The organism is Bacillus sp. CIS52, assembly GCF_053545315.1.
The window spans coordinates 252,129-276,549 of the sequence record NZ_JBIUFR010000001.1 but is presented as its reverse complement, the minus strand read 5'-3'; the positions used below and the strand labels follow the sequence as shown (position 1 = coordinate 276,549).

Annotated in this window: 20 protein-coding genes and 1 pseudogene; 19 read left to right on the top strand and 2 right to left on the bottom strand. The window is 44.9% G+C overall.

Annotation, left to right across the window (positions count from 1 at the left end; translation table 11 throughout):
• Positions 1–124 precede the first annotated feature (124 nt).
• The 11 genes and pseudogenes from rny to ACH32G_RS00770 form a co-directional block, all read left to right on the top strand.
• Positions 125–1,684, top strand: coding sequence for a ribonuclease Y (rny, locus tag ACH32G_RS00820; protein WP_016936061.1), 1,560 nt, complete (start codon positions 125–127; stop codon positions 1,682–1,684).
• A 60-nt stretch (positions 1,685–1,744) separates the two neighbouring features.
• On the top strand, positions 1,745–2,539 hold the full coding sequence (locus ACH32G_RS00815; RefSeq protein WP_016936060.1) for a TIGR00282 family metallophosphoesterase: 795 nt from the start codon (positions 1,745–1,747) through the stop codon (positions 2,537–2,539).
• Between the two features lie 200 nt (positions 2,540–2,739).
• A complete protein-coding gene (gene spoVS, locus ACH32G_RS00810) occupies positions 2,740–3,000 on the top strand; it encodes a stage V sporulation protein SpoVS (protein WP_003154135.1) in 261 nt (86 codons plus the stop codon).
• 256 nt (positions 3,001–3,256) lie between these two features.
• Positions 3,257–4,303, top strand: coding sequence for an L-threonine 3-dehydrogenase (gene tdh / locus ACH32G_RS00805; RefSeq protein ID WP_045926522.1), 1,047 nt, complete (start codon positions 3,257–3,259; stop codon positions 4,301–4,303).
• A 12-nt stretch (positions 4,304–4,315) separates the two neighbouring features.
• Positions 4,316–5,494: a glycine C-acetyltransferase gene (locus tag ACH32G_RS00800; protein WP_448814271.1), complete on the top strand. Its 1,179-nt coding sequence runs from the start codon at positions 4,316–4,318 to the stop codon at positions 5,492–5,494.
• Positions 5,495–5,635: 141 nt separating this feature from the next.
• On the top strand, positions 5,636–7,165 hold the full coding sequence (gene miaB / locus ACH32G_RS00795) for a tRNA (N6-isopentenyl adenosine(37)-C2)-methylthiotransferase MiaB (RefSeq protein ID WP_003154116.1): 1,530 nt from the start codon (positions 5,636–5,638) through the stop codon (positions 7,163–7,165).
• Between the two features lie 2 nt (positions 7,166–7,167).
• Entirely contained in the window at positions 7,168–7,599 is a 432-nt protein-coding gene (locus ACH32G_RS00790) for a RicAFT regulatory complex protein RicA family protein (RefSeq protein ID WP_016936057.1), read from the top strand.
• Positions 7,600–7,854: 255 nt separating this feature from the next.
• A complete protein-coding gene (cotE, locus tag ACH32G_RS00785; RefSeq protein WP_016936056.1) occupies positions 7,855–8,400 on the top strand; it encodes an outer spore coat protein CotE in 546 nt (181 codons plus the stop codon).
• 117 nt (positions 8,401–8,517) lie between these two features.
• Positions 8,518–11,103 (top strand): DNA mismatch repair protein MutS, encoded by a 2,586-nt coding sequence (mutS, locus tag ACH32G_RS00780; protein WP_045926534.1) that lies wholly within the window; start codon positions 8,518–8,520, stop codon positions 11,101–11,103.
• A 15-nt stretch (positions 11,104–11,118) separates the two neighbouring features.
• Positions 11,119–12,996, top strand: coding sequence for a DNA mismatch repair endonuclease MutL (gene mutL, locus ACH32G_RS00775; RefSeq protein WP_448813902.1), 1,878 nt, complete (start codon positions 11,119–11,121; stop codon positions 12,994–12,996).
• 87 nt (positions 12,997–13,083) lie between these two features.
• Positions 13,084–13,356, top strand: a pseudogene (locus tag ACH32G_RS00770) (tyrosine-type recombinase/integrase); the annotation flags it as partial.
• Positions 13,357–13,695: 339 nt separating this feature from the next.
• Here the strand turns inward: ACH32G_RS00770 and ACH32G_RS00765 are convergent.
• Both ACH32G_RS00765 and ACH32G_RS00760 read right to left on the bottom strand, forming a co-directional pair.
• A complete protein-coding gene (locus tag ACH32G_RS00765) occupies positions 13,696–13,905 on the bottom strand; it encodes a hypothetical protein (protein WP_448813901.1) in 210 nt (69 codons plus the stop codon).
• A gap of 86 nt (positions 13,906–13,991) precedes the next feature.
• A complete protein-coding gene (locus ACH32G_RS00760; RefSeq protein WP_448813900.1) occupies positions 13,992–14,513 on the bottom strand; it encodes a hypothetical protein in 522 nt (173 codons plus the stop codon).
• Between the two features lie 1,514 nt (positions 14,514–16,027).
• Between ACH32G_RS00760 and ACH32G_RS00755 the strand changes: the two genes are divergently transcribed.
• From ACH32G_RS00755 to ACH32G_RS00720, 8 genes are all read left to right on the top strand, one after another.
• Complete coding sequence (locus ACH32G_RS00755) at positions 16,028–16,705, top strand: MBL fold metallo-hydrolase (RefSeq protein WP_327814262.1); 678 nt, start codon at positions 16,028–16,030, stop codon at positions 16,703–16,705.
• 314 nt (positions 16,706–17,019) lie between these two features.
• Positions 17,020–17,889 carry an ACP S-malonyltransferase gene (fabD, locus tag ACH32G_RS00750; RefSeq protein WP_342007778.1) on the top strand — a complete coding sequence of 290 codons (870 nt, stop codon included), beginning with the start codon at positions 17,020–17,022 and terminating at the stop codon, positions 17,887–17,889.
• Between the two features lie 134 nt (positions 17,890–18,023).
• Positions 18,024–18,998 carry an acyltransferase domain-containing protein gene (locus ACH32G_RS00745; RefSeq protein WP_415305239.1) on the top strand — a complete coding sequence of 325 codons (975 nt, stop codon included), beginning with the start codon at positions 18,024–18,026 and terminating at the stop codon, positions 18,996–18,998.
• Between the two features lies 1 nt (position 18,999).
• Complete coding sequence (fabD, locus tag ACH32G_RS00740; RefSeq protein WP_448813899.1) at positions 19,000–21,240, top strand: ACP S-malonyltransferase; 2,241 nt, start codon at positions 19,000–19,002, stop codon at positions 21,238–21,240.
• Positions 21,241–21,307: 67 nt separating this feature from the next.
• Positions 21,308–21,556 (top strand): acyl carrier protein, encoded by a 249-nt coding sequence (locus tag ACH32G_RS00735; protein WP_016936047.1) that lies wholly within the window; start codon positions 21,308–21,310, stop codon positions 21,554–21,556.
• A 51-nt stretch (positions 21,557–21,607) separates the two neighbouring features.
• A complete protein-coding gene (locus ACH32G_RS00730) occupies positions 21,608–22,870 on the top strand; it encodes a hydroxymethylglutaryl-CoA synthase family protein (protein ID WP_448813898.1) in 1,263 nt (420 codons plus the stop codon).
• Positions 22,867–23,640, top strand: a complete 774-nt coding sequence (locus ACH32G_RS00725; protein ID WP_448813897.1) for an enoyl-CoA hydratase/isomerase — start codon at positions 22,867–22,869, stop codon at positions 23,638–23,640. Before ACH32G_RS00730 ends, ACH32G_RS00725 begins: the two co-directional genes overlap by 4 nt.
• Before the next feature lie 9 nt (positions 23,641–23,649).
• Positions 23,650–24,399 carry a polyketide synthase gene (locus tag ACH32G_RS00720; RefSeq protein ID WP_049628507.1) on the top strand — a complete coding sequence of 250 codons (750 nt, stop codon included), beginning with the start codon at positions 23,650–23,652 and terminating at the stop codon, positions 24,397–24,399.
• Positions 24,400–24,421: the final 22 nt, after the last annotated feature.

Here is a 24,421-nt window from a genome sequence, read left to right as displayed (position 1 = left end):
AACTTGACAAGGGCATGAGAGATTCATTCCCTGTGAAGGTTCTGTATGTTGAGAAAAACTGACAATGTACATGCCGGCACTTATTTAAGCAACAACCAAGTTCATAGCAAGAGGAGGTGAAAGTATGACCCTAATGACGGTTCTCATCTCCATTTTGCTGACTCTGCTCGGTTTAGTTGTTGGCTACTATGTTCGTAAAACCATTGCCGAAGCAAAGATTGCGGGCGCACGCGGTGCTGCCGAGCAAATCCTTGAAGATGCAAAGCGTGATGCTGAAGCACTGAAAAAAGAAGCTCTGCTTGAAGCAAAGGACGAAATCCATACACTTCGAATAGATGCTGAACAGGAAGTTCGTGAAAGACGAAATGAGCTTCAAAAACAAGAAAACCGTTTACTTCAAAAAGAAGAAAATCTTGACCGTAAACATGAAGGAATTGATAAACGGGAAGCGATGTTGGAGAAGAAAGATCATTCTCTGAATGAACGACAACAACATATTGAAGAGATGGAAAGCAAAGTGGATGAGATGATTCGTATGCAGCAGTCAGAACTCGAACGCATTTCGAGCCTGACACGGGATGAAGCGAAACAAATCATTCTTGACCGGGTTGAAAATGAGCTTTCACATGATATCGCCATCATGACAAAAGAAACCGAAAACCGTGCGAAAGAAGAGGCGGACAAAAAGGCGAAAAACATTTTGTCGCTTGCTTTGCAGCGCTGTGCAGCAGATCATGTTGCCGAAACGACGGTATCGGTCGTCAATCTTCCGAATGATGAGATGAAAGGACGTATCATCGGCCGTGAAGGGCGTAACATCCGTACGCTTGAAACGCTTACAGGTATCGACCTGATTATTGATGATACCCCTGAAGCAGTCATTCTTTCCGGATTTGATCCGATCAGACGGGAGACGGCAAGAATCGCTCTTGATAAACTCGTGCAGGATGGCCGTATTCACCCGGCGCGCATTGAAGAAATGGTTGAAAAATCCCGCCGCGAGGTTGATGACTATATCCGGGAAATGGGTGAACAGACGACGTTTGAAGTCGGCGTTCACGGACTTCATCCGGACCTGATCAAGATTCTCGGCCGATTGAAATTCCGTACAAGCTACGGGCAAAACGTACTGAAACATTCCATGGAAGTGGCGTTTTTAGCCGGTTTAATGGCTTCCGAACTTGGAGAAGATGCAAAGCTTGCCAAGCGGGCCGGTCTTCTGCATGACATCGGAAAAGCAATTGACCATGAAGTGGAAGGAAGCCACGTGGAAATCGGAGTGGAGCTTGCGACCAAATATAAAGAGCATCCAGTCGTCATTAACAGTATTGCGTCACACCACGGAGACGAAGAGCCGACTTCCATTATCGCCGTTCTGGTCGCTGCCGCTGATGCACTGTCAGCCGCAAGACCGGGTGCGAGAAGTGAAACGCTCGAAAACTATATCCGCAGACTTGAAAAGCTTGAAGAAATCTCCGAGTCTTACGAAGGTGTTGAAAAATCATTTGCGATTCAGGCAGGCCGTGAAGTTCGCATCATGGTGAAACCGGACTCGATTAATGATTTAGAAGCCCATCGTTTGGCGCGTGATATCCGTAAACGAATTGAGGACGAGCTTGATTATCCGGGCCACATTAAAGTGACCGTGATCAGAGAAACTCGAGCCGTAGAGTATGCAAAATAAAGTGATGCTTAGCGCATCACTTTATTTTTTTGAGCCCCAGAAAAGAAAGGAATGGAATGTATGAGAATTTTATTTATCGGGGATGTTGTCGGTTCCCCGGGCCGCGACATGGTAAAAGAATATGTCCCGAAACTGAAAGCGAAACATAAACCGCATTTTACGATTATAAACGGAGAAAATGCAGCACACGGAAAAGGACTGACGGAAAAGATCTACCATAGCCTGATGGAAGCCGGAGCCGATGCCATTACAATGGGAAACCATACGTGGGATAAAAGAGAGATCTTCGACTTTATTGATGATGTGCCGCATCTTGTCCGGCCGGCGAACTTCCCGGAAGGTACGCCGGGCAAAGGCATTACCTATATTAAATCGAACGGAAAAGAGCTTGCCGTCATTAATTTACAGGGGCGGACGTTTCTACCGCCGCTTGATGATCCGTTTGCTAAAGCGGATGAGTTAATAGAAGAAGCGAAAAAGCGCACGCCGTACATTTTTATTGATTTTCACGCCGAAGCGACAAGCGAAAAAATTGCGATCGGCTGGTACACAGACGGAAGAGCCTCTGCCGTGGTTGGCACACATACACACGTACAAACGGCAGATAACCGCATTTTGCCGAAAGGAACGGCATATATTACTGATGTAGGTATGACGGGTCCGTACGACGGAATCCTCGGTATGGACAGAGAAACGGTCATCAAGCGGTTTAAAACCAATCTTCCTGTCCGGTTTACCGTTGCGGAAGGGAAAACAACGCTGAGCGGAGTGCTCATCGACATCGATGAGCAAACGAAAAAAGCCGTAAATATCGAACGGATTTTAATCAACGATGACCATATGTTCTTTGAATAGGTGATCATGTGTTTATTTTATAAAAATATTAAAAGGAAAAGCAGGAATATAGCAACTTCTTAGTGAATATAGTAGAAATGGAAGGTAGCCCGCTATTTTTGAAAAGCATTGTGGGGGATGGCTTTTTGGATAGCAACATCTAATAATGATTGTTCTAATGAACACTCACTTATCCATTGTAAAACTAAGGGGGAGCAGAAATGGAAATCTTAAAAGTTTCAGCGAAATCAAGTCCAAATTCAGTGGCAGGCGCGCTTGCCGGCGTATTAAGGGAACGCGGAGCTGCCGAAATTCAAGCAATTGGGGCGGGTGCCTTAAATCAGGCTGTTAAAGCGGTTGCGATTGCCAGAGGCTTTGTCGCGCCAAGCGGCGTAGATTTGATTTGTATTCCGGCTTTTACAGATATACAGATTGACGGAGAAGAAAGAACGGCGATTAAGTTAATCGTCGAACCCCGTTAAACCAAAACCTGTTCATTCTCAACCTGCTTGCATAAGGCGAGCAGGTTGTTTTTATTGCTGTCATATTTTCTCACAATATTATATTGATAGTACGAAGAGATGATAAATGGCTTTATTCATATAATATTCAAAAAAAATCCCGCCCATTTTTCCGGACGGAAGCAATTGTATTTACTGAATAGACACTGCTGTTTACCTCCTTCTTAAGCCATGTTACAATCCAGTTATTACAGTGTTTTTTTGAGGGGGAGTGTACATGTTGGAAGGAAAGATGAAAGCTGTCGTCAAAAATGAAAACGCTTTCGGAGCAACTTTGAAAGAAATTTCCATACCTTCCATTAATGAGAATGAAGTTCTCATTAAAGTACAGGCCGCATCTATATGCGGTACAGATGTGCATATTTATAATTGGGATCAATGGGCGCAGGAACGAATCAAAACACCTCAAGTATTCGGACATGAATTCAGCGGTATCGTAGCAGAAACAGGCAAGCACGTCACAAATGTCAAAACAGGTGACTATGTATCGGCGGAAACCCACTTCGTCTGCGGAATTTGTGTCCCCTGTTTAACAGGAAAACATCATGTGTGCACTCATACAAAGATCCTTGGCGTGGATACAGCCGGATCCTTCGCTGAATATGTCAAAGTGCCGGCTCAAAACATTTGGAAAAACCCTGCTGACATGGATCCTGCCGTCGCCTCAGTTCAAGAGCCGCTTGGCAACGCGGTGCATACGGTGCTGGAAAGCGGCCATCTGGCGGGCGGCACCGCTGCAATTATCGGCTGCGGGCCGATCGGACTCATGGCGGTGGCTGTGGCTAAAGCGGCCGGCGCATCCCGCATTGCAGCAATTGATAAAAATGATTACAGACTGGCTCTTGCAAAAAAATTGGGAGCCGAAATCACGATTTCAGCTGACAAGGAAGACCCGCTCAAGGTCATTGACGCCTTAACGGGCGGAGAAGGAATAGACCTTGTCTGCGAAATGTCAGGGCACCCTGCAGCAATAATACAAGGATTAAAGATGGCGGCCAACGGAGGAAGATTTCATATGCTGAGTCTGCCGGAACACCCGGTGACGATTGACCTGACAAATGACGTGGTCTTTAAAGGGCTGACCGTTCAGGGCATCACAGGCAGAAAAATGTTTGAAACATGGCGTCAGGTATCGCATCTGCTTGAATCCGGCCTTGTTGATCTGACTCCGGTGATTACCCATCAGTTTCCGCTTGAAGAATTTGAAAAAGGGTTTGACCTGATGAGAAAGGGCCGGTGCGGCAAAGTCATTTTGATTCCATAAAGGGAGGGTTCTATCATGCAAGAATTTGAATATCTAAAAGCAGAGCTTGATAAAATGAAAGAAAATAACACATGGCAGCAAATGAAACAAATTGAAACGAAGCAGGGGCCGTCGGTGGCAGTCAAAGGGGAGAACGTTATTCAGCTTTCATCGAACAATTATCTCGGTCTGACGTCGCACCCAAGGCTTGTCGAAGCGGCCAAACGCGCTGCGGAGGAATTCGGAGCGGGTACGGGGTCCGTCCGGACAATCGCGGGAACATTTACGATGCACAATGAGCTGGAGAAGAAACTGGCAAACTTTAAAAAAACAGAAGCGGCACTTGTTTTTCAATCAGGATTTACAACGAATCAAGGCGTTTTATCAAGCATTCTTACAAAAGAGGATATCGTGATATCTGACGAATTGAACCACGCTTCCATTATCGACGGGATCAGGCTGACGAAAGCAGATAAAAAGGTGTACCGCCATGTCGATATGGCCGATTTGGAAAGGGTGCTGAAAAAATCAATGAATTACCGCATGCGCCTCATCGTCACGGACGGCGTATTCTCAATGGACGGAAACATCGCTCCATTGCCTGACATTGTCAAACTTGCAGAGGCGTACGATGCTTTTGTCATGGTTGACGATGCGCATGCTTCCGGCGTACTCGGAAAAAACGGAAGGGGAACGGTTAATCATTTTGGGCTTGACGGAAGAGTCCACATTCAGGTGGGCACATTAAGCAAAGCCATCGGGGTTCTTGGCGGATATGCCGCAGGGTCGCAGGTTCTGATCGATTACCTGCGCCATAAAGGCCGTCCTTTCTTATTCAGCACTTCTCATCCGCCTGCGGTAACGGCCGCATGCATAGAAGCCATAGACGTCCTGCTGGAAGAGCCGGAGCATATGGAAAAGCTATGGGAGAACACGGCGTATTTCAAAGACAAACTGGTTCAAATGGGGCTGACCCTTACAAAAAGCGAAACACCGATCGTGCCGATATTAATAGGTGAGGAAGAAAAAGCCCAGGCATTATCAGACCTTTTATTGACCCGCGGCGTCTTTGCACAAAGCATCGTATATCCGACGGTCGCTCAGGGAAAAGCGAGAATCCGCACCATTATTACGGCGGAGCATACAAAAGAGGAGCTTGACCGGGCGCTTGAAGTGATCCGTTCAGCGGCAAAAGAGCTTCAGCTTGTATAAGAGGGAAATGATTCCCTCTTTTTATTTCTTATTGATTCTTATTCTCAATAAGGTGTACAATAATAGGCTGGCGGTTGTGCCAAACGCTTTTAACCAGTATACTTGAGGGTGGAAGTTTCGGTTGAAAGGAGACATTCGAACATGAATGAAAAGCAAAAGCAGGAAAGCGGACAAGTAAATCCAGCGGACAAAAAATCCGAAAAGGATTACAGTAAGTATTTTGAAGCCGTATATATTCCGCCTTCTTTAAAAGATGCGAAAAAACGGGGCAAAGAATCCGTTCAATATCATAACGATTTTAAAATCTCAGAAGAATTTAAAGGTCTCGGAGAAGGCAGGAAGTTTTATATCCGCACGTACGGATGCCAAATGAACGAGCATGATACGGAAGTCATGGCGGGTATTTTTATGGCGCTCGGTTATGAAGCGACAAATTCGGTCGATGATGCGAATGTCATTTTATTAAACACCTGCGCCATCCGGGAAAACGCTGAAAACAAAGTGTTCGGTGAGCTCGGCCATTTAAAAGCGCTCAAAAAAAATAACCCGGATCTGATTCTGGGTGTATGCGGCTGTATGTCACAGGAAGAATCAGTCGTAAACCGCATCCTTAAAAAGCACCCGTTTGTCGATATGATTTTCGGCACGCACAACATTCACCGCCTGCCGGAACTGTTATCAGAAGCCTACTTATCAAAAGAGATGGTTATTGAAGTGTGGTCGAAGGAAGGGGATGTCATTGAAAACCTTCCGAAGGTCCGCAACGGAAAAATTAAAGGCTGGGTCAACATTATGTACGGCTGCGATAAGTTCTGCACATACTGCATCGTGCCGTATACCCGCGGAAAAGAGCGGAGCCGCCGTCCTGAAGAAATAATCCAGGAAGTCAGAAGACTTGCAAGCGAAGGCTATAAAGAAATCACGCTGCTCGGTCAAAACGTTAATGCGTACGGAAAAGATTTTGAGGACATGACGTACGGACTCGGTGATTTAATGGACGAACTGCGTAAAATTGATATTCCGAGAATCCGGTTTACGACGAGCCACCCGCGTGACTTTGATGACCATCTGATCGAAGTGCTCGCCAAAGGCGGCAACCTCCTTGACCATATCCATCTTCCGGTTCAATCAGGAAGCTCGGCGATGTTAAAAATGATGGCGCGTAAATATGACAGAGAACGCTATCTGGAGCTTGTCGGAAAAATTAAAGCGGCGATGCCGAACGCTTCACTCACTACCGATATCATTGTCGGTTTCCCGAATGAAACGGATGAACAGTTTGAAGAAACACTTTCGTTATATCGCGAAGTGGAATTTGACAGCGCATATACGTTTATCTACTCTCCTCGTGAAGGCACACCTGCAGCGAAGATGAAAGACAACGTTCCGATGAGGGTCAAAAAAGAACGTCTTCAGCGCCTCAATGATTTGGTGAAAGAAATTTCAGCCAAAAAAATGAAGGAATATGAAGGCAGGACTGTCGAAGTATTAGTTGAGGGAGAAAGCAAAAATAACCCTGACATTCTTGCCGGCTATACGGAAAAAAGCAAGCTCGTCAACTTCAAAGGGCCGAAAGACGCCATCGGCAAGATTGTACGCGTCAAAATCGAACAGGCGAAAACATGGTCGCTTGACGGTGTGATGGCAGGAGAAGCAATCGAGGTGAAATAATAATGACGCTTTACTCTAAGAAAGACATTGTCCAGCAGGCAAGAAACCTTGCGAAAATGATTTCTGAAACAGAAGAAGTTGATTTTTTCAAACGCGCCGAGGCGCAGATTAATGAAAATGAAAAAGTCTCTGCGATTATCAATCAGATTAAAGCTCTGCAAAAGCAAGCCGTTAACCTGAAGCATTATGAAAAGCTTGAAGCTTTGAAACAAGTGGAAAGTAAAATTGACGCCCTGCAGGAAGAGCTTGAAGGAATTCCGATCATTCAGGAATTCAGAGATTCCCAGATTGAGGTCAATGATCTTCTTCAGCTTGTCGCCCATACCATTTCCAATCAGGTGACAAATGAAATCATTACGTCTACCGGCGGCAACCTGCTGACAGGAGAAACCGGTTCAAAAGTAAAACATTCGAACAACAGCTGTTCTCTTTAAACACGGGGCCATCATCGGCCCGTGTTTTTTTGTCTTTCAAGAACTAATTGTTATATGTACTAAATATTCATCTTATCTGTTGTTTCGGCCCATTTTCCTTCAAAAAGTTTTATCAGACTTAAAAGTAAAGTTTCTGGGCGAGGCTGCATACAATGAAACAGAAACTTTGTATTTTTATATTTTTATTATAAAAATGCACATGAGACAAATGCCCAGCATAAGATAACACGAAGAAGAACAAGGAGGCCTATCGGAATGTCTGAATACAGGGAAATTATTACGAAAGCGGTAGTTGCGAAAGGCAGAAAATTCACCCAGTGCACGAATACAATCTCACCTGATGAAAAACCGTCAAGTATATTGGGCGGCTGGATTATCAATCACAAATATGATGCCGAAAAGATCGGGAAGACTGTAGAAATTGAAGGGTATTATGATATAAACGTCTGGTACTCTTACGCTGATAATACAAAAACGGAAGTTGTAACCGAGAGAGTGAAATATGTTGATGTGATTAAACTCAGATACAGAGATACTAATTACTTAGATGACGAACACGAAGTCATCGCCAAAGTGCTGCAGCAGCCGAATTGTCTTGAGGTCACCATTTCTCCTAACGGAAATAAAATCGTCGTTCAGGCCGAGCGGGAGTTTTTAGCGGAAGTGGTCGGGGAAACGAAAGTAGTCGTAGAAGTAAATCCAGACTGGGAAGAAGACGATGATGATGATTGGGAAGACGATCTTGACGAAGAATTAGAGGACATTAACCCTGAATTTTTAGTCGGAGATCCTGAAGAATAAGCAGAGGCTAGGGGAGTCAGCACCCCAAGTCTCTTTTTTATATATGAAGATATCACTCTTTTGTTTATGTTATAATGGGATGCGGAAAACAGAAGATACATAGTGAGGGATTAAATGATGGCTAGTTATACGCCTATGATACAGCAATACTTGAAAATAAAGGCAGAGCATCAGGATGCCTTTTTATTTTTTCGGCTAGGTGACTTTTATGAAATGTTTTTTGAAGATGCAAAAAAAGCGTCACAAGAGCTTGAAATTACACTGACGAGCAGAGACGGAGGTTCAGCTGACAAAATTCCGATGTGCGGCGTGCCTTATCATTCTGCGGCGGCTTATATTGAACAGCTGATTAAAAAGGGCTATAAAGTCGCGATCTGTGAGCAGACGGAAGATCCGAAGGCGGCTAAAGGCGTTGTGAAACGGGAAGTCGTCCAGCTGATCACGCCGGGAACCGTGATGGACGGAAAAGGCATTCATGAGTCGGAAAACAACTTTATCGCTTCCGTTTCCGAATTTCGTGACGGATACGGCCTCGCTTTATCGGATTTAACGACCGGAGAAAACCTGGCCGTATTTATTGAGCGGATTGAAGATGTCATGTCAGAGATTTATTCAGTCGGCGCAAAGGAGATTGTCGTCTCAAGCAAGTTTAATGAAAAGACAGCGGCCCAGCTGAAAGAACGGTGCGGCGCAACGATCTCCATCGAAGACGGAGAAATGACAGAACAGATCGAAATCGCAAAGCACTTGCCGGGCGAAGAGCTGACAAAGACGTTTATGCGTTTATATACGTATTTGCAGAAAACGCAAAAACGGAGTCTGGATCATCTGCAGCCGGTTCAAGTGTATGAATTGGAAGAAGCGATGAAAATTGACCTGTATTCCAAGAGGAATCTTGAACTGACGGAAACGATCCGTTCAAAAAGCAAAAAAGGCTCGCTGCTCTGGCTTTTGGACGAAACGAAGACAGCAATGGGCGGCCGGCTTCTCAAACAATGGATTGACCGTCCGCTGATCAGAGCATCCCAAATCGAAGAACGCCAGGAAATGGTGGAGACGCTGATCAATCATCTGTTTGAGCGTGAAGATCTGCGCGAGCGCCTTAAAGAAGTGTATGATTTAGAGCGTCTTGCGGGCCGGGTCGCATTCGGAAACGTCAATGCAAGGGATTTAATCCAGCTGAAAGAATCATTAAAACAGGTGCCGAGCATTAAAGAGCTTGTAGGGTCTCTGAACCATAAAAAAGCAAAAGAACGCGCCGGCTTGATTGATCCGTGCAATGATCTGCTTGATCTGTTAGAGGATGCGCTTCATGAAAACCCGCCGTTATCTTTAAAAGAAGGCAACTTAATAAAAGACGGCTATCACCAGAAGCTTGATGAGTACCGTGACGCCAGCAAAAACGGCAAAGACTGGATTGCCAGACTGGAGCAGCAGGAACGCGCTTATACGGGCATCCGTTCATTAAAAGTCGGCTTTAATAAAGTGTTCGGCTATTATATTGAAGTCACAAAAGCAAACCTTCATCTGCTTGAGGACGGGCGGTATGAGCGGAAGCAGACGCTCACAAACGCCGAACGGTACATTACGCCGGAATTAAAGGAAAAAGAAGCGCTTATTTTAGAGGCGGAAAACAACATTTGCGAGCTGGAATATGAGCTTTTTGCCGAACTGCGGGAAAAAGTTAAGAAATTTATTCCGCGTCTGCAGCGTCTTGCTAAGCAAATGAGTGAGCTGGACGCGCTGCAATGCTTTGCCACGATCAGTGAAAACAGGCATTACACAAAACCCGTCTTTTCTGATAACGAGGTCAAAGTCATTGAGGGGAGACATCCTGTCGTTGAAAAAGTGATGGACAGTCAAGAATACGTGCCGAACAATTGCCTGATGGGCGATTCACGGGAAATGCTCCTGATTACGGGTCCGAATATGTCAGGTAAAAGTACGTATATGAGACAGATCGCACTCTTGTCCATCATGGCCCAGATCGGCTGTTTTGTGCCCGCAAAAGAAGCGGTTCTGCCGATTTTTGATCAAATCTTTACGAGAATCGGGGCTGCGGATGATTTGATTTCCGGACAAAGCACCTTTATGGTGGAAATGCTGGAAGCGAAAAACGCGATTGTAAACGCCACAAAAGACAGCCTGATTCTGTTCGATGAAATCGGACGCGGGACATCAACGTACGACGGAATGGCGCTGGCACAGGCAATTATTGAATATGTTCATGATCATATCGGCGCTAAAACACTGTTCAGCACGCATTATCATGAACTGACGGTGCTTGAAGATAAGCTCCCTCAGCTGAAAAACGTTCATGTGCGCGCCGAGGAATATAACGGCACGGTCGTGTTTCTCCATCAAATTAAAGAAGGAGCCGCAGATAAAAGTTACGGCATTCATGTCGCCCAGCTTGCCGAGCTCCCGGATGATCTGATCAGCCGCGCGCAGGAGATCTTAAAACAGCTTGAGCAGACAGGAGATAAACCGGAGCTTCCGGCGGCACCTGAGAAAAAGCCTGCCGTCAAAGAAGAACCGGCACAACTGTCCTTTTTTGCTGACAGTGATAAAAAACAGAAGGCACCGGCTGTTTCTCAAAAAGAAAAACAAGTGCTTGAAGCTTTCAAGTCAATCAATATTCTTGATATGACGCCGCTTGAGGCAATGAATGAAATGTACAAGCTGCAAAAAAAATTAAAATAGAAAGAGGTGACGGACTTGGCAAAAGTCATCCAGCTGTCAGATGAACTTTCAAATAAAATAGCGGCAGGTGAGGTGGTGGAACGGCCTGCATCTGTCGTTAAAGAATTGGTGGAAAACGCCATCGACGCAAACAGCACAGTCATTGAAATCGATATAGAGGAAGCGGGACTTTCGTCGATTCGGGTGCTTGACAACGGCGAAGGTATGGAAGCCGATGATTGCAAACGGGCTTTCCGCCGCCACGCGACCAGTAAAATCAAAGATGAAAACGACCTGTTCCGGGTGAGAACACTCGGTTTCCGCGGAGAAGCTTTGCCAAGTATCGCGTCTGTTTCTCATCTGGAAATCAAAACGAGCATCGGCGAGGGAGCGGGAACTCATCTCATTCTTCAAGGCGGGAATATCATTTCTGAACAGAAATCCTCCAGCAGAAAAGGAACGGAGATCATCGTTACCAACCTGTTTTTCAATACACCCGCCAGATTAAAATATATGAAAACCGTGCATACGGAACTCGGCAATATTACGGATGTCGTCAACCGGATCGCCCTTGCGCATCCGGAAGTATCCATCCGCCTCCGCCACCAGGGGAAAAATCTTCTGCAGACAAACGGCAACGGAGACGTGCGCCATGTGCTGGCCGCGATTTACGGGACGGCGGTTGCGAAAAAAATGATACCGCTCCATGTCAGCTCGCTTGATTTTGAAGTCAAGGGCTACATTGCGCTGCCGGAAATCACGCGTGCATCCAGAAACTATATGTCATCTGTCATTAACGGAAGATACATTAAGAATTTCCCGCTTGTAAAAGCGGTGCATGAGGGCTATCACACGCTTCTGCCGATCGGCCGCCATCCGATTACGTTTATCGAAATTACGATGGACCCGATTTTGGTCGATGTCAATGTCCATCCGTCGAAGCTTGAAGTCCGCCTCAGCAAAGAGACGGAACTGCATGAGCTGATCCGCGACGGGATAAAGGAAGTATTTCAAAAGCAGCGGCTGATTCCGAGCGCCCAGCTTCCGAAAAAATCAGCGCCGGCGCCGGTCAAAAACGAACAGCAATTCATAACGTTCGAGGAAAGTGCCCCTAAGCGGAAACTGCCGGAAAAAATGCCGGAAACGTCGTACTCGCCGATGAAGCTGAGTTCGGTCGTAAAAGAGCCGGCTTCGGTAATAGAAGAAGAGTTCCTCCCGAAGGAAGCGGCTGATGACGTGCCGTCGGAGATCAGCATGCCGGAACCGGAAGCGCCTGTTTCCGATATTCCGGAGCCTGAAGAGGAGGCTGTCTCTGAAGAAATACGGGAAGAAAGGGTCCCGGTGATGTATCCGATCGGCCAAATGCACGGGACCTATATTTTAGCCCAAAACGAAAACGGGTTATATATCATTGACCAGCATGCGGCTCAAGAGCGGATTAAATACGAATATTTCCGGGAAAAAGTCGGGCAGGTTGAGCCTGAAGTGCAGGATATGATCGTGCCGCTCACCTTTCATTATGCGGCAAATGAAGCGCTGATTATTGAACAGCACCAGCAGGAGCTTGAAAGCGTCGGGGTATTTTTAGAAGCATTCGGCACGAACAGTTATATCGTCCGCTGTCATCCGGCCTGGTTTCCAAAAGGAGAAGAGGCTGAATTGATTGAAGAAATCATTCAGCAGGTGCTTGACGCCAAGCGGATCGACATTAAAAAGCTGCGGGAGGAAGCGGCCATTATGATGAGCTGTAAAGGCTCGATCAAAGCAAACCGCCATTTGCGCAACGATGAAATCAAAGCGCTCTTGGACGATCTGCGCCGAACGACAGACCCGTTCACATGCCCGCACGGCCGGCCGATTATTATTCATCACAGCACGTATGAGATGGAAAAGATGTTTAAGCGTGTGATGTAGAATGGGTTCGTGTGGGATGTATCCCTCGCGCCCACATTTTGCCCACTGATTTTTAGCTGTTTAGGTATTATCAAACCGATTAATGCTGAATATCTTTTCAAAAGCCGCGAAGGGATCAACAAGCCCATTTCCCGATCGATGGCCGATAAGATTTTAAGGAATGTCACTGAGCGTGTCGGTTTGGATGATATAGGCACACACACGCTGAGGAAAAGATTCGGATACCATTTTTATAAGCGAACAAAAGACGTTGCCATGCTGCAGGAGATTTTCAATCACTCTGACCAGCGGACAACCCTTCGATACATTGGAATTAACCAGGATGCCATGAACAACGCCATGAAGAAATTCAAGATATAAGCAGGCTCATCTTATAAACCGGATGAGTCTTTTTTTTTGCATATTTTTATTGATTCCCTTCAAAAAGCAAACGTGGAATTCATTTTAGGGATATTGCTTGAAAACAGAGGGGGAAAGGGCTGAAACATCAGGGGAAACCAAGATTTAAACTTATTTTAATGTTTAAAGGGTCAAATGATTATAAAAGTAATCGGAAAGCTACATGATTATCATGAGTTTTATGAGTACTTCCTTTTACAAATTCGCAGGGAGATGGGGAAAGAATTTAAAAAAATTTGAATTTGGTGAGCTGACAATCTAAAAAAGTCAAAGGGGACTAGTAATTAGCCCCCCCTAAATTTAGTTCTTCCTGCGTTTTTTTCTGTTTTTGATTAAACTGAAAACCACTAAGAGAACCACACCGACAGCAACGACATAAAATGAAATTTCTGCTGCTGGGGTATTAATATTCTTAAGAACAAGGATAAGCCCTATTAAAACTATAGGAATGATGTAAGTTAGAATTCTTATCGCTTTTGGGCTCGGTTCAGCGTTACTTTTATTTTCCATAATTACCTCCTGTCTCAACACTTTAGGAATAATCACTTTAAAGCTTAACACAGGATAAATTTGTTAAACACCAACAATAGTCCCGTTTAAAGGAAAAGCATAAGAGTTTTAGTAATCCACCAAGCGGCTGTTGGGTTACCAGTAACTTTTAGAGCACCGGCATAGCACGCGTCTTCAACTGCACCAGTAAAGTTGTCGATGGTATTAAGAATTATTTCAAAACCACCGATTCCACCCATAGCAGCTTTAACTTTAGTAGGTATTGCATCCCAAGCTGCTCTTAATGCCTTTACCGCCCAGGATAATTTTCCTTGAGCAGTAAACTCTGATTCTTGTTTTTCCTTAACAGTTTTAACTGCTTCTTTAAGTTGATTTGTTTCACTTTTGGTTAAATCGAAGTGTGCAGCTATTTTATCAAGACCAACGTTATCTTTGGGTAATTGTGCAGAGCTATGTAAGACTGCTTGGTTTTGATATTGGCTTTGTATTGTTTGATTATTTTGGACTTCTTTCGTTGTTGAGACAGCTCCTGCCAGTGGAACTAGTGAAAAAATAGATACACTTGCGACAGTGGACATAATAATACCTTTAGTTACAGACTTTTTCATTGTTAACTCCTCCGTTTAATCCATATTATAGTTTTCTAATCATTTCTGGAAACTTGAAATAGCCAATGCTGTAAAATAAGCAGTATTTTCGCTGTAGTGTTTGAAATTCCAGTGTCTTTGATAGATTCATATATAGAATCTTTTACAATATCCCAAGAAAGTATCTGATAACCCAATAATTCTCTAAGGATAGCTTCAATATGCTTAGTAAACCTGGCTAGTTCATTTCTAACTTTTGTTCCTTCTAATCTTTCAACAAGGTGAATAACTTTGTTTTACTGTTTAATACTTACCTAATTTCATCTTTTAAAGGCTGAGAAAACTTTGATTTTGAAAGAAATATTCAGAAGGAGATGTGTTTTTTCCGCCACTAAAGATAATGTGTGATGTATAATTCATAGCTGATTCTTTAGGTTCATTAGTCCAATTGTTTCAGAAAATATGAAGAACGAAAGATCCTAAATAACCTGTGAGTAAGATGCTGTTTGAAAGAGTTTTAATTTTCGTTATGAATCTCCAATATAAATAGAGAACTGGGTTTATTTTCTCTGTTTTGGATTGTATACAGTCAATTATTCCTCCTCCCTTAGTTGTTATTCTAGCAATATGGATATTTAAGGTAAATAGGTACATTGAACTAAAATGGAAAATTTTAAATATTTTAAAGGCGGAGCGCTAAAAAAGTATAATTGTTACAAAAATAATGACTAACACTATATTAGAGTAAGGATGTGTGTGTTTCGTTAAACGTATAATATTGAATTGTTGAATTTAAGATATCAGTAGATTACGGAAAGCTGAAGGGGAATTTGGCTTAGGAAAGAGGCTTAATCCTTCATATATCAATTGAAGTGGGAGTTTGATTAATTATTTACGAAGAAAGTCATTCATTAATGTTCCTGTAAACTGTTCAGCAGAAAAATTGAGGGCTTTTGTCATAAGCTAAGTGATCTGGAGTACTGCGAAATTTTATGTTAAATTACTCCCTCTTCCCAGAGAGCCATTAATCCTGCTCGCTATAAAACAACAGCTGAGTTTCCTTGTGAAGAATCTCCCTTTCATTTGATTTAAGCCACGTAAAATAGATTTTTATGAATTCGAATTATTCTCTCCTTAGAATGTAAGGTGAATTTATTGATTCAGCTGTTAATCTTAAAAGAGATAATAGTGTGAAATTAGGTAAGTAAAAGCTGTCCGATTAGGGGACTGCCCCTGTAAAGTGAGACAAAATAAAAACTCGATTTGTTTTTATTCTTTTTATCCGAAAATTATACCATTCTTCATTTTCTGAATAAAATCTCCTAAAGTATTTATCTAATTGAATATTCTTATTTCCTTATATATTACGATAATAAATTTTAAAAACCGTCGGCTGGTTCTTTTGGTTGATTTGAACAGTTTTTTATCTTTACCGGAAAATCCATGGAAAAACGTGTTGTCATCTGGTAAAGTGGTTACAGTCGGCTGGGCGGCGGCAGCAGTCTGCCCGGATCTTTTGAATGGGAATGGTGACAATGGATCATACATATGAAGTGCATCAAATTAAAACCTATCACCAGATGTGGTCCAACTATTGTTATATTATCGCAGACCGTTCAAAAAAATCTGCGATAGCGGTGGACCCGTCCTGGGAAATCGACAAAATAACCGATAAACTGCATGAATTGGATGTTGATTTATCAGCTGTTTTATTAACGCATTCACATTATGACCATGTAAACTTGGCGGAGCCGCTTCAGCAAATCTATCACTCTGATGTATACATGTCGTCAGCTGAAATCGATTACTATCAATTCCGGTGCAAAAACTTAATAGCGCTTGAAGACGGTCAGACCTTTGCAGCGGGGGGATTTATCATCAAGAGCATACTGACTCCGGGACATACGGCCGGAGGGATGTGCTATTTGCTTTCTGATCACCTTTTTACCGGTGACACCGTGTTTACCGAAGGTTGCGGTATATGTCAGGACAGAGGCAGTTCTGCGGAAGATATGTTTAACAGTATACAGCGGATCAAAGCCTCCATTCCGCCGCATGTGCGAGTATATCCGGGGCATTCTTTCGGGGAGAAACCGGGTCAAAAAATGGAGAGTCTTTTGAAAAACAATATTTACTTTCAAATTGACAAAAAAGAACATTTCGTGAATTTTCGCACCAGAAAAAATCAAAAAGGGCTGTTTCATTTTAAGTAGCGTATAATTTAGTTCTATTTAACTGCTTTTTCTTTCGGGATTAGAAATGTCTGAAATGAAATGATAGTAATTGCTTTCTTTTTGTGGATTTATGCCTGAGTAACAAGGGTTTGCGGGAAGGAGCGCAGGGTAGGACGGGTGGGACATTCTGCTTATATCCGTTCCGAAAGACCTAAACACGCCTTCCCCTGGGAAAAAATAGGCATTCTTCAGGAGTCCGCATAGGATAAATTAACTTGACATGGTATTTTTGTGAAGTTACTATCAATTTGAACATGCTTCTTAACTGAATCCGAGAAAGGATGGCTGAGAAAATGATTACATACTTATTCCCAGGACAAGGTTCTCAAAAACAGGGAATGGGAAGTTCATTGTTTGATGAATTTAAAGACTTAACTGAGCAGGCTGATGACACACTCGGATATTCTATGAAACGGCTTTGCCTTGAGAATCCGTATTCCAACCTTCACAAGACGCAGTTCACTCAGCCCGCTTTATATGTAGTCAACGCGTTAAGCTATTTGAAAAAAATCCAAGACAATGACATAAAGCCGGATTATGTGGCCGGCCACAGTTTGGGAGAATATAATGCGCTGTTTGCCGCAGGCGCTTTTGATTTTATTACGGGCTTGCAGCTTGTCCGTAAAAGAGGCGAATTAATGAGTATGGCCACTGACGGAAAAATGGCCGCCGTTATGGGATTAACTGCACCTCAAGCGGCAGATGTCCTTCAAACGAACGGATTACATACGATTGATATTGCCAATATGAATTCTCCTCATCAAGTTGTCATCTCCGGACGAAAAGAAGACATTGAAAGAGCCAAAAGCGTATTCGAAGGAATAAAAGATGTGACGATGTTTCATCCGTTAAACGTAAGCGGCGCTTTTCACTCGAGATATATGAGTGAAGCAAAACAAGAGTTCGAAAAATTTTTACAGTCATTTCATTTTTCTGCTATATCAATTCCTGTCATTTCTAACGTCCATGCCAGACCTTATGAACAAGACGAAATCCCCTCCGTTCTGGCTGATCAGATCGACCATTCAGTACGATGGCACGACAGCATCCGCTATCTCCTGAACATCGGGCGGATGGAATTTGAAGAAGTAGGCCCGGGCCATGTGCTGACAGGACTTATTCACCGCATCAAAAAAGAAACTGAAACTTTACCCGCGATGTAGCGGATCATAAGACAAAATTCTTTTCTCACACAACATTGCCCAGTCATACAACATCACGATCACTTCACTTCACGACATCACGAAACACTCACAAATCAATATTTTAAAAAAATATGCAGCGAAAAGGAGAACAAATGAGCCAGCCAATTGTTTTCATGTTTTCCGGACAGGGTTCCCAATATTATCACATGGGAAAAGAGCTGTTTGCACATAACGCCGTTTTTCGGCAGAAAATGCTCGACTTGGACGATTTTGCCGCCAGCCGTTTCGGTGTTTCTGTCCTTAAAGAGATTTATCATACAGCCAATCGTCTGTCCGATCCATTTGACCGCCTTCTTTTCAGCCATCCCGCCATTTTTATGGCTGAGTACGCACTCGCGTATGCTTTGGAACAAAAAGGCATACGTCCCGATTGTGTAATCGGAGCGAGCCTCGGAGAATATGCGGCGGCCGCTGTGTCAGGTGTGCTCAGCCCCGAAGACGCTTTAGATTGCGTGCTGGAGCAGGCCGAAATCATTACGGAAACATGCCGAAACGGCAGCATGCTTGCGGTACTGGGGAATCCGAAATTATACCAAGATGATCCGCTGCTCCATGAAAATAGTGAATTGGCCGCTGTTAACTATCAATCTCACTTTGTCATCTCTGGAGAGCAGGGACACATCAGAAAAATCATGGACGAGCTGAGAGAAAAGCAGATTCCTCATCAGCTGCTGCCGGTATCATACGGGTTTCACTCAGCGATGGTTGATCAGGCGGAGCATCCGTACAAGCGCTTTTTGGCTCAGAAATCAATCCGGACTCCGTTTATTCCGTTCATTTCCAGTGCAACTGGAGAGGCTGAGACGGAAATTCAAGCGGACTTTTTCTGGAATGCCGTCAGAAAGCCGATTCGATTCCGCGAAGCGCTTCAATTTGCTGAAAGCCGCGAAAAGGGATTGTATATCGATGCCGGGCCTTCCGGAACATTGGCCGCATTTGCCAAACAGATTCTTCCCGCAGGATCGGCTGAACGCATCCGTACCATTATGACGCCGTTCCATAAAGAACAAACCCATTTGCAGCAAATCGAAGACATCATTTTATCATCGCCCGGAAGGAGACTGTAAGATGATCAGCTTTGTTTTTCCCGGCCAAGGTTCACAAAGAATAGGGATGGGAGAGGAACTGTTCGGCCGCTACCCTGAATTAACCGCTAAGGCCGATCATATTCTTGGATATTCCGTTCAGGAGCTGTGCAAGGACGGAGAACGTCTCAATCAGACTCAATTCACTCAGCCGGCACTCTATGTCGTCAATGCCCTGAGTTATTTGAAAAAAACAGAAGAAACCGGCTTGAAACCGGATTTTACCGCCGGACACAGTTTAGGAGAATATAACGCGTTATACGCCTCGGGAGCCTTTGATTTTGAAGAAGGCTTGCAGCTGGTCAAAAAGAGGGGCGAACTGATGAGCCGCGCAAAAGGAGGCGGCATGGCAGCGGTGATCGGCCTGACTCATGAGCAGGTGACGGACGTTTTAAGAGAATATCAATTACATATGGTTGATATCGCCAACATGAACACACCGCAGCAAATTGTCCTTTCCGGATATAAAGAAGATATTGAAAAAGCGGCATCCGTATTTGAATCTATAAATGGCGTGAAAATGGTTCACCGCTTAAATGTCAGCGGCGCTTTTCATTCCAGATACATGCTCGAGGCGAAGGAGGAGTTTTCACGGTTTATTGAATCTTTCCATTTTAAGCCGCTGTCCATTCCGGTCATTTCAAATGTGACGGCAAGGCCTTATGAGCAGAGAGAGCTGAAAGAGACACTCGCCGCGCAAATAACGGGATCTGTGAACTGGACAGACAGCATCCGTTTCTTAATGGGACGAAAGAACATGAACTTTGAAGAAATCGGTCCCGGAAAAGTGCTGACCGGGCTGATCCAAAGAATTACAGCTGAAGCGAAGCCGATAACAGATGAAATCAAAGCTCCGGCTGCGGCTGAAAAAAGCTCAATTACGGCGGCATCTTTAGGAAATGAAGAGTTTAAACGTGATTATCAGCTGAAATACGCCTATCTGGCCGGCGGCATGTACCGAGGAATCGCTTCGAAGGAGATGGTCGTCAGGCTGGCCAAAAAAGGAATGATGGGCTTTTTCGGAACGGGCGGATTGAGCATCGGACAGACGGAGGACGCCATTTTGTCAATTCAGCAAGAGCTTCGTGACGGCGGTTCCTTCGGCATAAATGTTGTACATAATATGAAGCATGCAGATTCTGAAGAAAAAATGGTTGATCTTTTACTGAAGCATGGGGTGCAGAATTTGGAAGCATCAGCATTTTTAACGGTTACTCCCGCTTTAGTCAGGTTTCGCGCTAAGGGATTAAAGCGAGGTGCTGACGGACAAGTGACAGCGCGTCAGCGGATTATCGCCAAACTGTCCCGTCCGGAAGTAGCGGAAGCGTTTCTCAGTCCGGCGCCTGATCATATGTTGCAAAAGCTTGCAGCCGAAAACAAGATTACTGCAGAAGAAGCGAATCTGATGAGAGAAATACCCGTTGCGCATGACATCTGCGTGGAGGCCGATTCGGGCGGCCATACTGACGGCGGAACTGCTTACAGCCTTATGCCGGCGATCGTCCGTTTAAGAGATGACATGATGAAAAAATATCGATACGGCAAAACCGTCCGTATCGGAGCCGCAGGGGGAATCGGAACGCCTGAGGCTGCCATGGCCGCATTTATGCTCGGCGCTGATTTTATTGTGACCGGGTCCATTAACCAATGCACCGTTGAAGCGGCGACAAGCATTCCCGTCAAGGATCTGCTTCAGCAGATGAATGTACAGGACACGGCTTACGCGCCGGCCGGCGATATGTTTGAATCAGGCAGCAAAGTGCAGGTGTTAAAGAAAGGACTGTTCTTCCCGACCCGCGCCGCTAAACTGCATGAACTGTATCAGCGTCACGGCTCAATTGAAGAAATTGATGAAAAGACAATCAGACAAATAGAAGAGAAGTATTTTAAGGCAAGTGTAAGCAGTGTTTATGAAAAAGTGAAGGCGCACTATTCGAGAGAAGACATTTCAAAAGCCGAACGGAATCCGAAACAGAAAATGGCGCTCATATTCAAATGGTATTTCAGGCAAAGCTCCGCCTCGGCAATTAAAGGAGATCCCGATGCCAAGGTAGATTACCAGATTCATTGCGGGCCGGCATTGGGAGCCTTTAATCAATGGGTGAAAGGTACGGAGCTGGAATCCTGGAAAAACCGCCATGCCGATGGAATCGGCCTGCGGCTGATGGAAGAGACGGCCTCGCTTTTGAATCAGAAGTTACGTTCATTTTTGCAAACGTGTTGACAAGACGAAATGATAGATTGAAAACATGGAATATTCATAAAAAGGATGAAACAGGGAGGAACTGACAATGAGTAAAGATAGAATCTTTGAATTGCTGCAGAACACAATTTACGAGGTTTTGCCTGATTTAGAAGGCGAACGGCTCTCACATGAAGACCGTTTAGTTGATTTGGGGGCGGATTCAGTGGATCGTGCAGAAATTATCACGATGATGCTGGAGGAATTATCTTTGCAGATCCCGCGTGTGGAGCTGACAGGAGTCTCAAACATCGGCGAATTGGCTGAAAAGCTTTATGAAAAGGTACAGGCCGTCTGATAAAACGGCGCAAAAATCGGAAGCTCAAAATTCATATTGGAGGCGAAGTTCATGACTGCTGCCGGAATAGAAGCGATAAATGTGTTTGGCGGGACGGCATACCTCGATGTCATGCAGCTGGCGGAGTACAGAAACTTAGACTCTGCCAGATTTGAGAATTTACTGATGAAAGAAAAAGCGGTGGCGCTTCCCTATGAAGACCCCGTTACATTCGGCGTTAACGCGGCAAAGCCGATTATCGACCGATTGACAGAGGCTGAAAAAGACAGAATCGAGCTGCTGATTACCTGCTCGGAGTCCGGCATCGACTTCGGAAAATCACTCAGTACATATATTCATGATTACTTAGGTCTCAACCGGAACTGCCGTTTATTTGAACTGAAGCAAGCCTGCTATTCAGGAACGGCGGGCCTACAGATGGCGCTTAACTTTATTTTGTCCCAGACGTCCCCAGGAGCGAAAGCGCTTGTCGTTGCGACGGATATTTCCCGGTTTTTAATTGCCGAAGGCGGCGATGCGTTAAGCGAAGATTGGTCTTACGCAGAACCGAGCGCCGGAGCGGGTGCCGTCGCCTTATTGATCGGTGAAAATCCGATCGTATTTCAGGCGGATGCGGGCGCAAACGGCTACTACGGCTATGAGGTGATGGATACATGCCGCCCGATCCCGGACAGTGAAGCCGGTGACGCCGACTTGTCATTGATGTCTTACCTTGATTGCTGTGAACAGACATTTCGCGAGTACAAAAACCGTGTGCCAGGCGCTGACTACAAAGAGACGTTTCACTACCTTGCCTTCCATACACCATTTGGCGGCATGGTAAAAGGAGCCCACCGGACGATGATGCGAAAGCTTGCAAAAGCGAAAAACGCTGAGATCGAACAGGATTTTCAAACAAGGGTAGAGCCGGGGCTCCGCTACTGCCAACGAGTCGGAAACATTATGGGTGCAGCCTCTTTATTGGCTCTTGCCAGTACGATTGACCAAGGGGCATTCGGCACTTCTAAACGGATAGGTTGTTTCTCCTACGGGTCAGGATGCTGTTCGGAATTTTACAGCGGTGTTGTAACGCCTGAGGGACAGGCGCGGCAGCATTCTTTCAAGATAGAAGAGCATCTGAACGACAGATACAGGCTGTCCATGGAGGAGTATGAAGAACTGTTTAAAGGCAGCGGTTTGGTCAAATTCGGAACCCGGAACGTCAAATTGGACATGAATATGATTCCGAACATTTTAGACCATCATACCGGAAGCCCCCGTTTATATTTGGAAGAAATCACGGAATTTCACCGGAAATACAGGTGGATCCCGTGACCTATGAGACGATAAAGGTCCGTTTTCAGCAAAATGTCTGTTTCATCACCTTTTATCGGCCTGAAGCCAACAATACGATTAATGAGCGTTTAGTGGAGGAATGTCTGCTTGTTCTTTCTGAATGTGGGGACTCCATTACCTCCGTAGTGCTTGAAGGGCTGCCGGAGGTATTTTGTTTCGGGGCGGATTTCGATGAGATGTACGAGAAAATGAGACAGGGCATGCAGCATGCGGCATCACAGGAGCCGCTTTACCGTTTGTGGCTGGCATTAAAATCCGGGCCGTACATCACCATCGCCCGCGTGCGCGGAAAAGTAAATGCGGGAGGTGTCGGATTTGCTGCCGCGTGCGATATCGTCATCGCAGACGAGAGTGCTTCATTCAGTTTATCTGAACTGTTATTCGGGCTGTATCCCGCATGCGTTCTGCCGTTTTTAATTCAAAGAATCGGATTTCAAAAGGCGCATTATATGACGATTATGACAAAGCCCGTGCCGGCAAGGCAGGCACTTGAATGGGGACTTTGTGACGTATGCGTTTCGGACAGCGCAACAGAGCTGAGAAAGCATTTGCTGCGCCTTCGCCCGCTGTCGAAAAAAGCAGTCATCCGCTATAAACGATATATGGATTCCTTAAACGACCTTGTTCATCGTTCGAAATCCGCTGCTTTAGCCGAAAATCAAGCGATGTTTTCAGATCAGGATAACCAATCAGCCATCATCCGTTATGCAGAAACGGGGCGGCTTCCTTGGGAAACGGAGAACAGTTAGGAGGATATCATGCCGAACGCCGCAGTTGAACTGCTCGAAATTGAATCGGAAATTATCCAAGTGACAATGCAGGATAAAACCCACAAAAATGCCTTCTCCAAAGAGCTGACGGATGGATTGATGGAGGCTTTCGCCCGTATTAAAAAATCGTCCGTCTATAAAGCTGTGATTTTAACAGGCTACGGTCATTACTTTGCTTCCGGAGGCACACAGGAAGGCTTACTCAGGATTCAGCAGGGCATCACGAAATTTACGGAAGACCGGATGTACTCTTTGGCGCTGGAATGTGATATCCCCGTCATTTCCGCGATGCAGGGTCACGGAATCGGAGGCGGGTTTGTCATGGGGCTTTTCAGTGATTTTGTCATTTTAAGCAAAGAAAGCGTGTATACCGCAAACTTTATGAAATACGGCTTCACCCCCGGAATGGGCGCTACCTTCATCGTTCCGCAGAAGCTTGGGCCAAGCCTCGGACATGAAATGCTGTTAAACGGAGGCCATTACCGCGGCGGTGATCTGGAGAAAAGAGGGGTGCCTTTTCCAGTGCTTCCGAGGCAGGAAGTATTGGGATACGCACAGGAACTGGCCCGTGAGCTTGCGGAAAAACCGAGAAACTCGTTAATCACATTGAAAAGGCACTTGGTGACGCCGTTTCGCGAGCAGCTTCCGGCCGTCATTGAGAAAGAGTTAATCATGCATGACCAGACGTTTCATGATGATGAAGTGAAAAAACGAATCACGACGATGTACGGAGTATAAGACATACAGATGAAATGGAGGC

Coding starts and splice junctions, on each gene's coding strand:
- rny (WP_016936061.1), top strand. CDS start 125: ATGACCCTAATGACGGTTCTCATCTCCATTTTGCTGACTCTGCTCGGT.
- ACH32G_RS00815 (WP_016936060.1), top strand. CDS start 1,745: ATGAGAATTTTATTTATCGGGGATGTTGTCGGTTCCCCGGGCCGCGAC.
- spoVS (WP_003154135.1), top strand. CDS start 2,740: ATGGAAATCTTAAAAGTTTCAGCGAAATCAAGTCCAAATTCAGTGGCA.
- tdh (WP_045926522.1), top strand. CDS start 3,257: ATGTTGGAAGGAAAGATGAAAGCTGTCGTCAAAAATGAAAACGCTTTC.
- miaB (WP_003154116.1), top strand. CDS start 5,636: ATGAATGAAAAGCAAAAGCAGGAAAGCGGACAAGTAAATCCAGCGGAC.
- ACH32G_RS00790 (WP_016936057.1), top strand. CDS start 7,168: ATGACGCTTTACTCTAAGAAAGACATTGTCCAGCAGGCAAGAAACCTT.
- cotE (WP_016936056.1), top strand. CDS start 7,855: ATGTCTGAATACAGGGAAATTATTACGAAAGCGGTAGTTGCGAAAGGC.
- mutS (WP_045926534.1), top strand. CDS start 8,518: ATGGCTAGTTATACGCCTATGATACAGCAATACTTGAAAATAAAGGCA.
- ACH32G_RS00765 (WP_448813901.1), bottom strand. CDS start 13,905: ATGGAAAATAAAAGTAACGCTGAACCGAGCCCAAAAGCGATAAGAATT.
- ACH32G_RS00760 (WP_448813900.1), bottom strand. CDS start 14,513: ATGAAAAAGTCTGTAACTAAAGGTATTATTATGTCCACTGTCGCAAGT.
- ACH32G_RS00755 (WP_327814262.1), top strand. CDS start 16,028: ATGGATCATACATATGAAGTGCATCAAATTAAAACCTATCACCAGATG.
- fabD (WP_342007778.1), top strand. CDS start 17,020: ATGATTACATACTTATTCCCAGGACAAGGTTCTCAAAAACAGGGAATG.
- ACH32G_RS00745 (WP_415305239.1), top strand. CDS start 18,024: ATGAGCCAGCCAATTGTTTTCATGTTTTCCGGACAGGGTTCCCAATAT.
- fabD (WP_448813899.1), top strand. CDS start 19,000: ATGATCAGCTTTGTTTTTCCCGGCCAAGGTTCACAAAGAATAGGGATG.
- ACH32G_RS00735 (WP_016936047.1), top strand. CDS start 21,308: ATGAGTAAAGATAGAATCTTTGAATTGCTGCAGAACACAATTTACGAG.
- ACH32G_RS00730 (WP_448813898.1), top strand. CDS start 21,608: ATGACTGCTGCCGGAATAGAAGCGATAAATGTGTTTGGCGGGACGGCA.
- ACH32G_RS00720 (WP_049628507.1), top strand. CDS start 23,650: ATGCCGAACGCCGCAGTTGAACTGCTCGAAATTGAATCGGAAATTATC.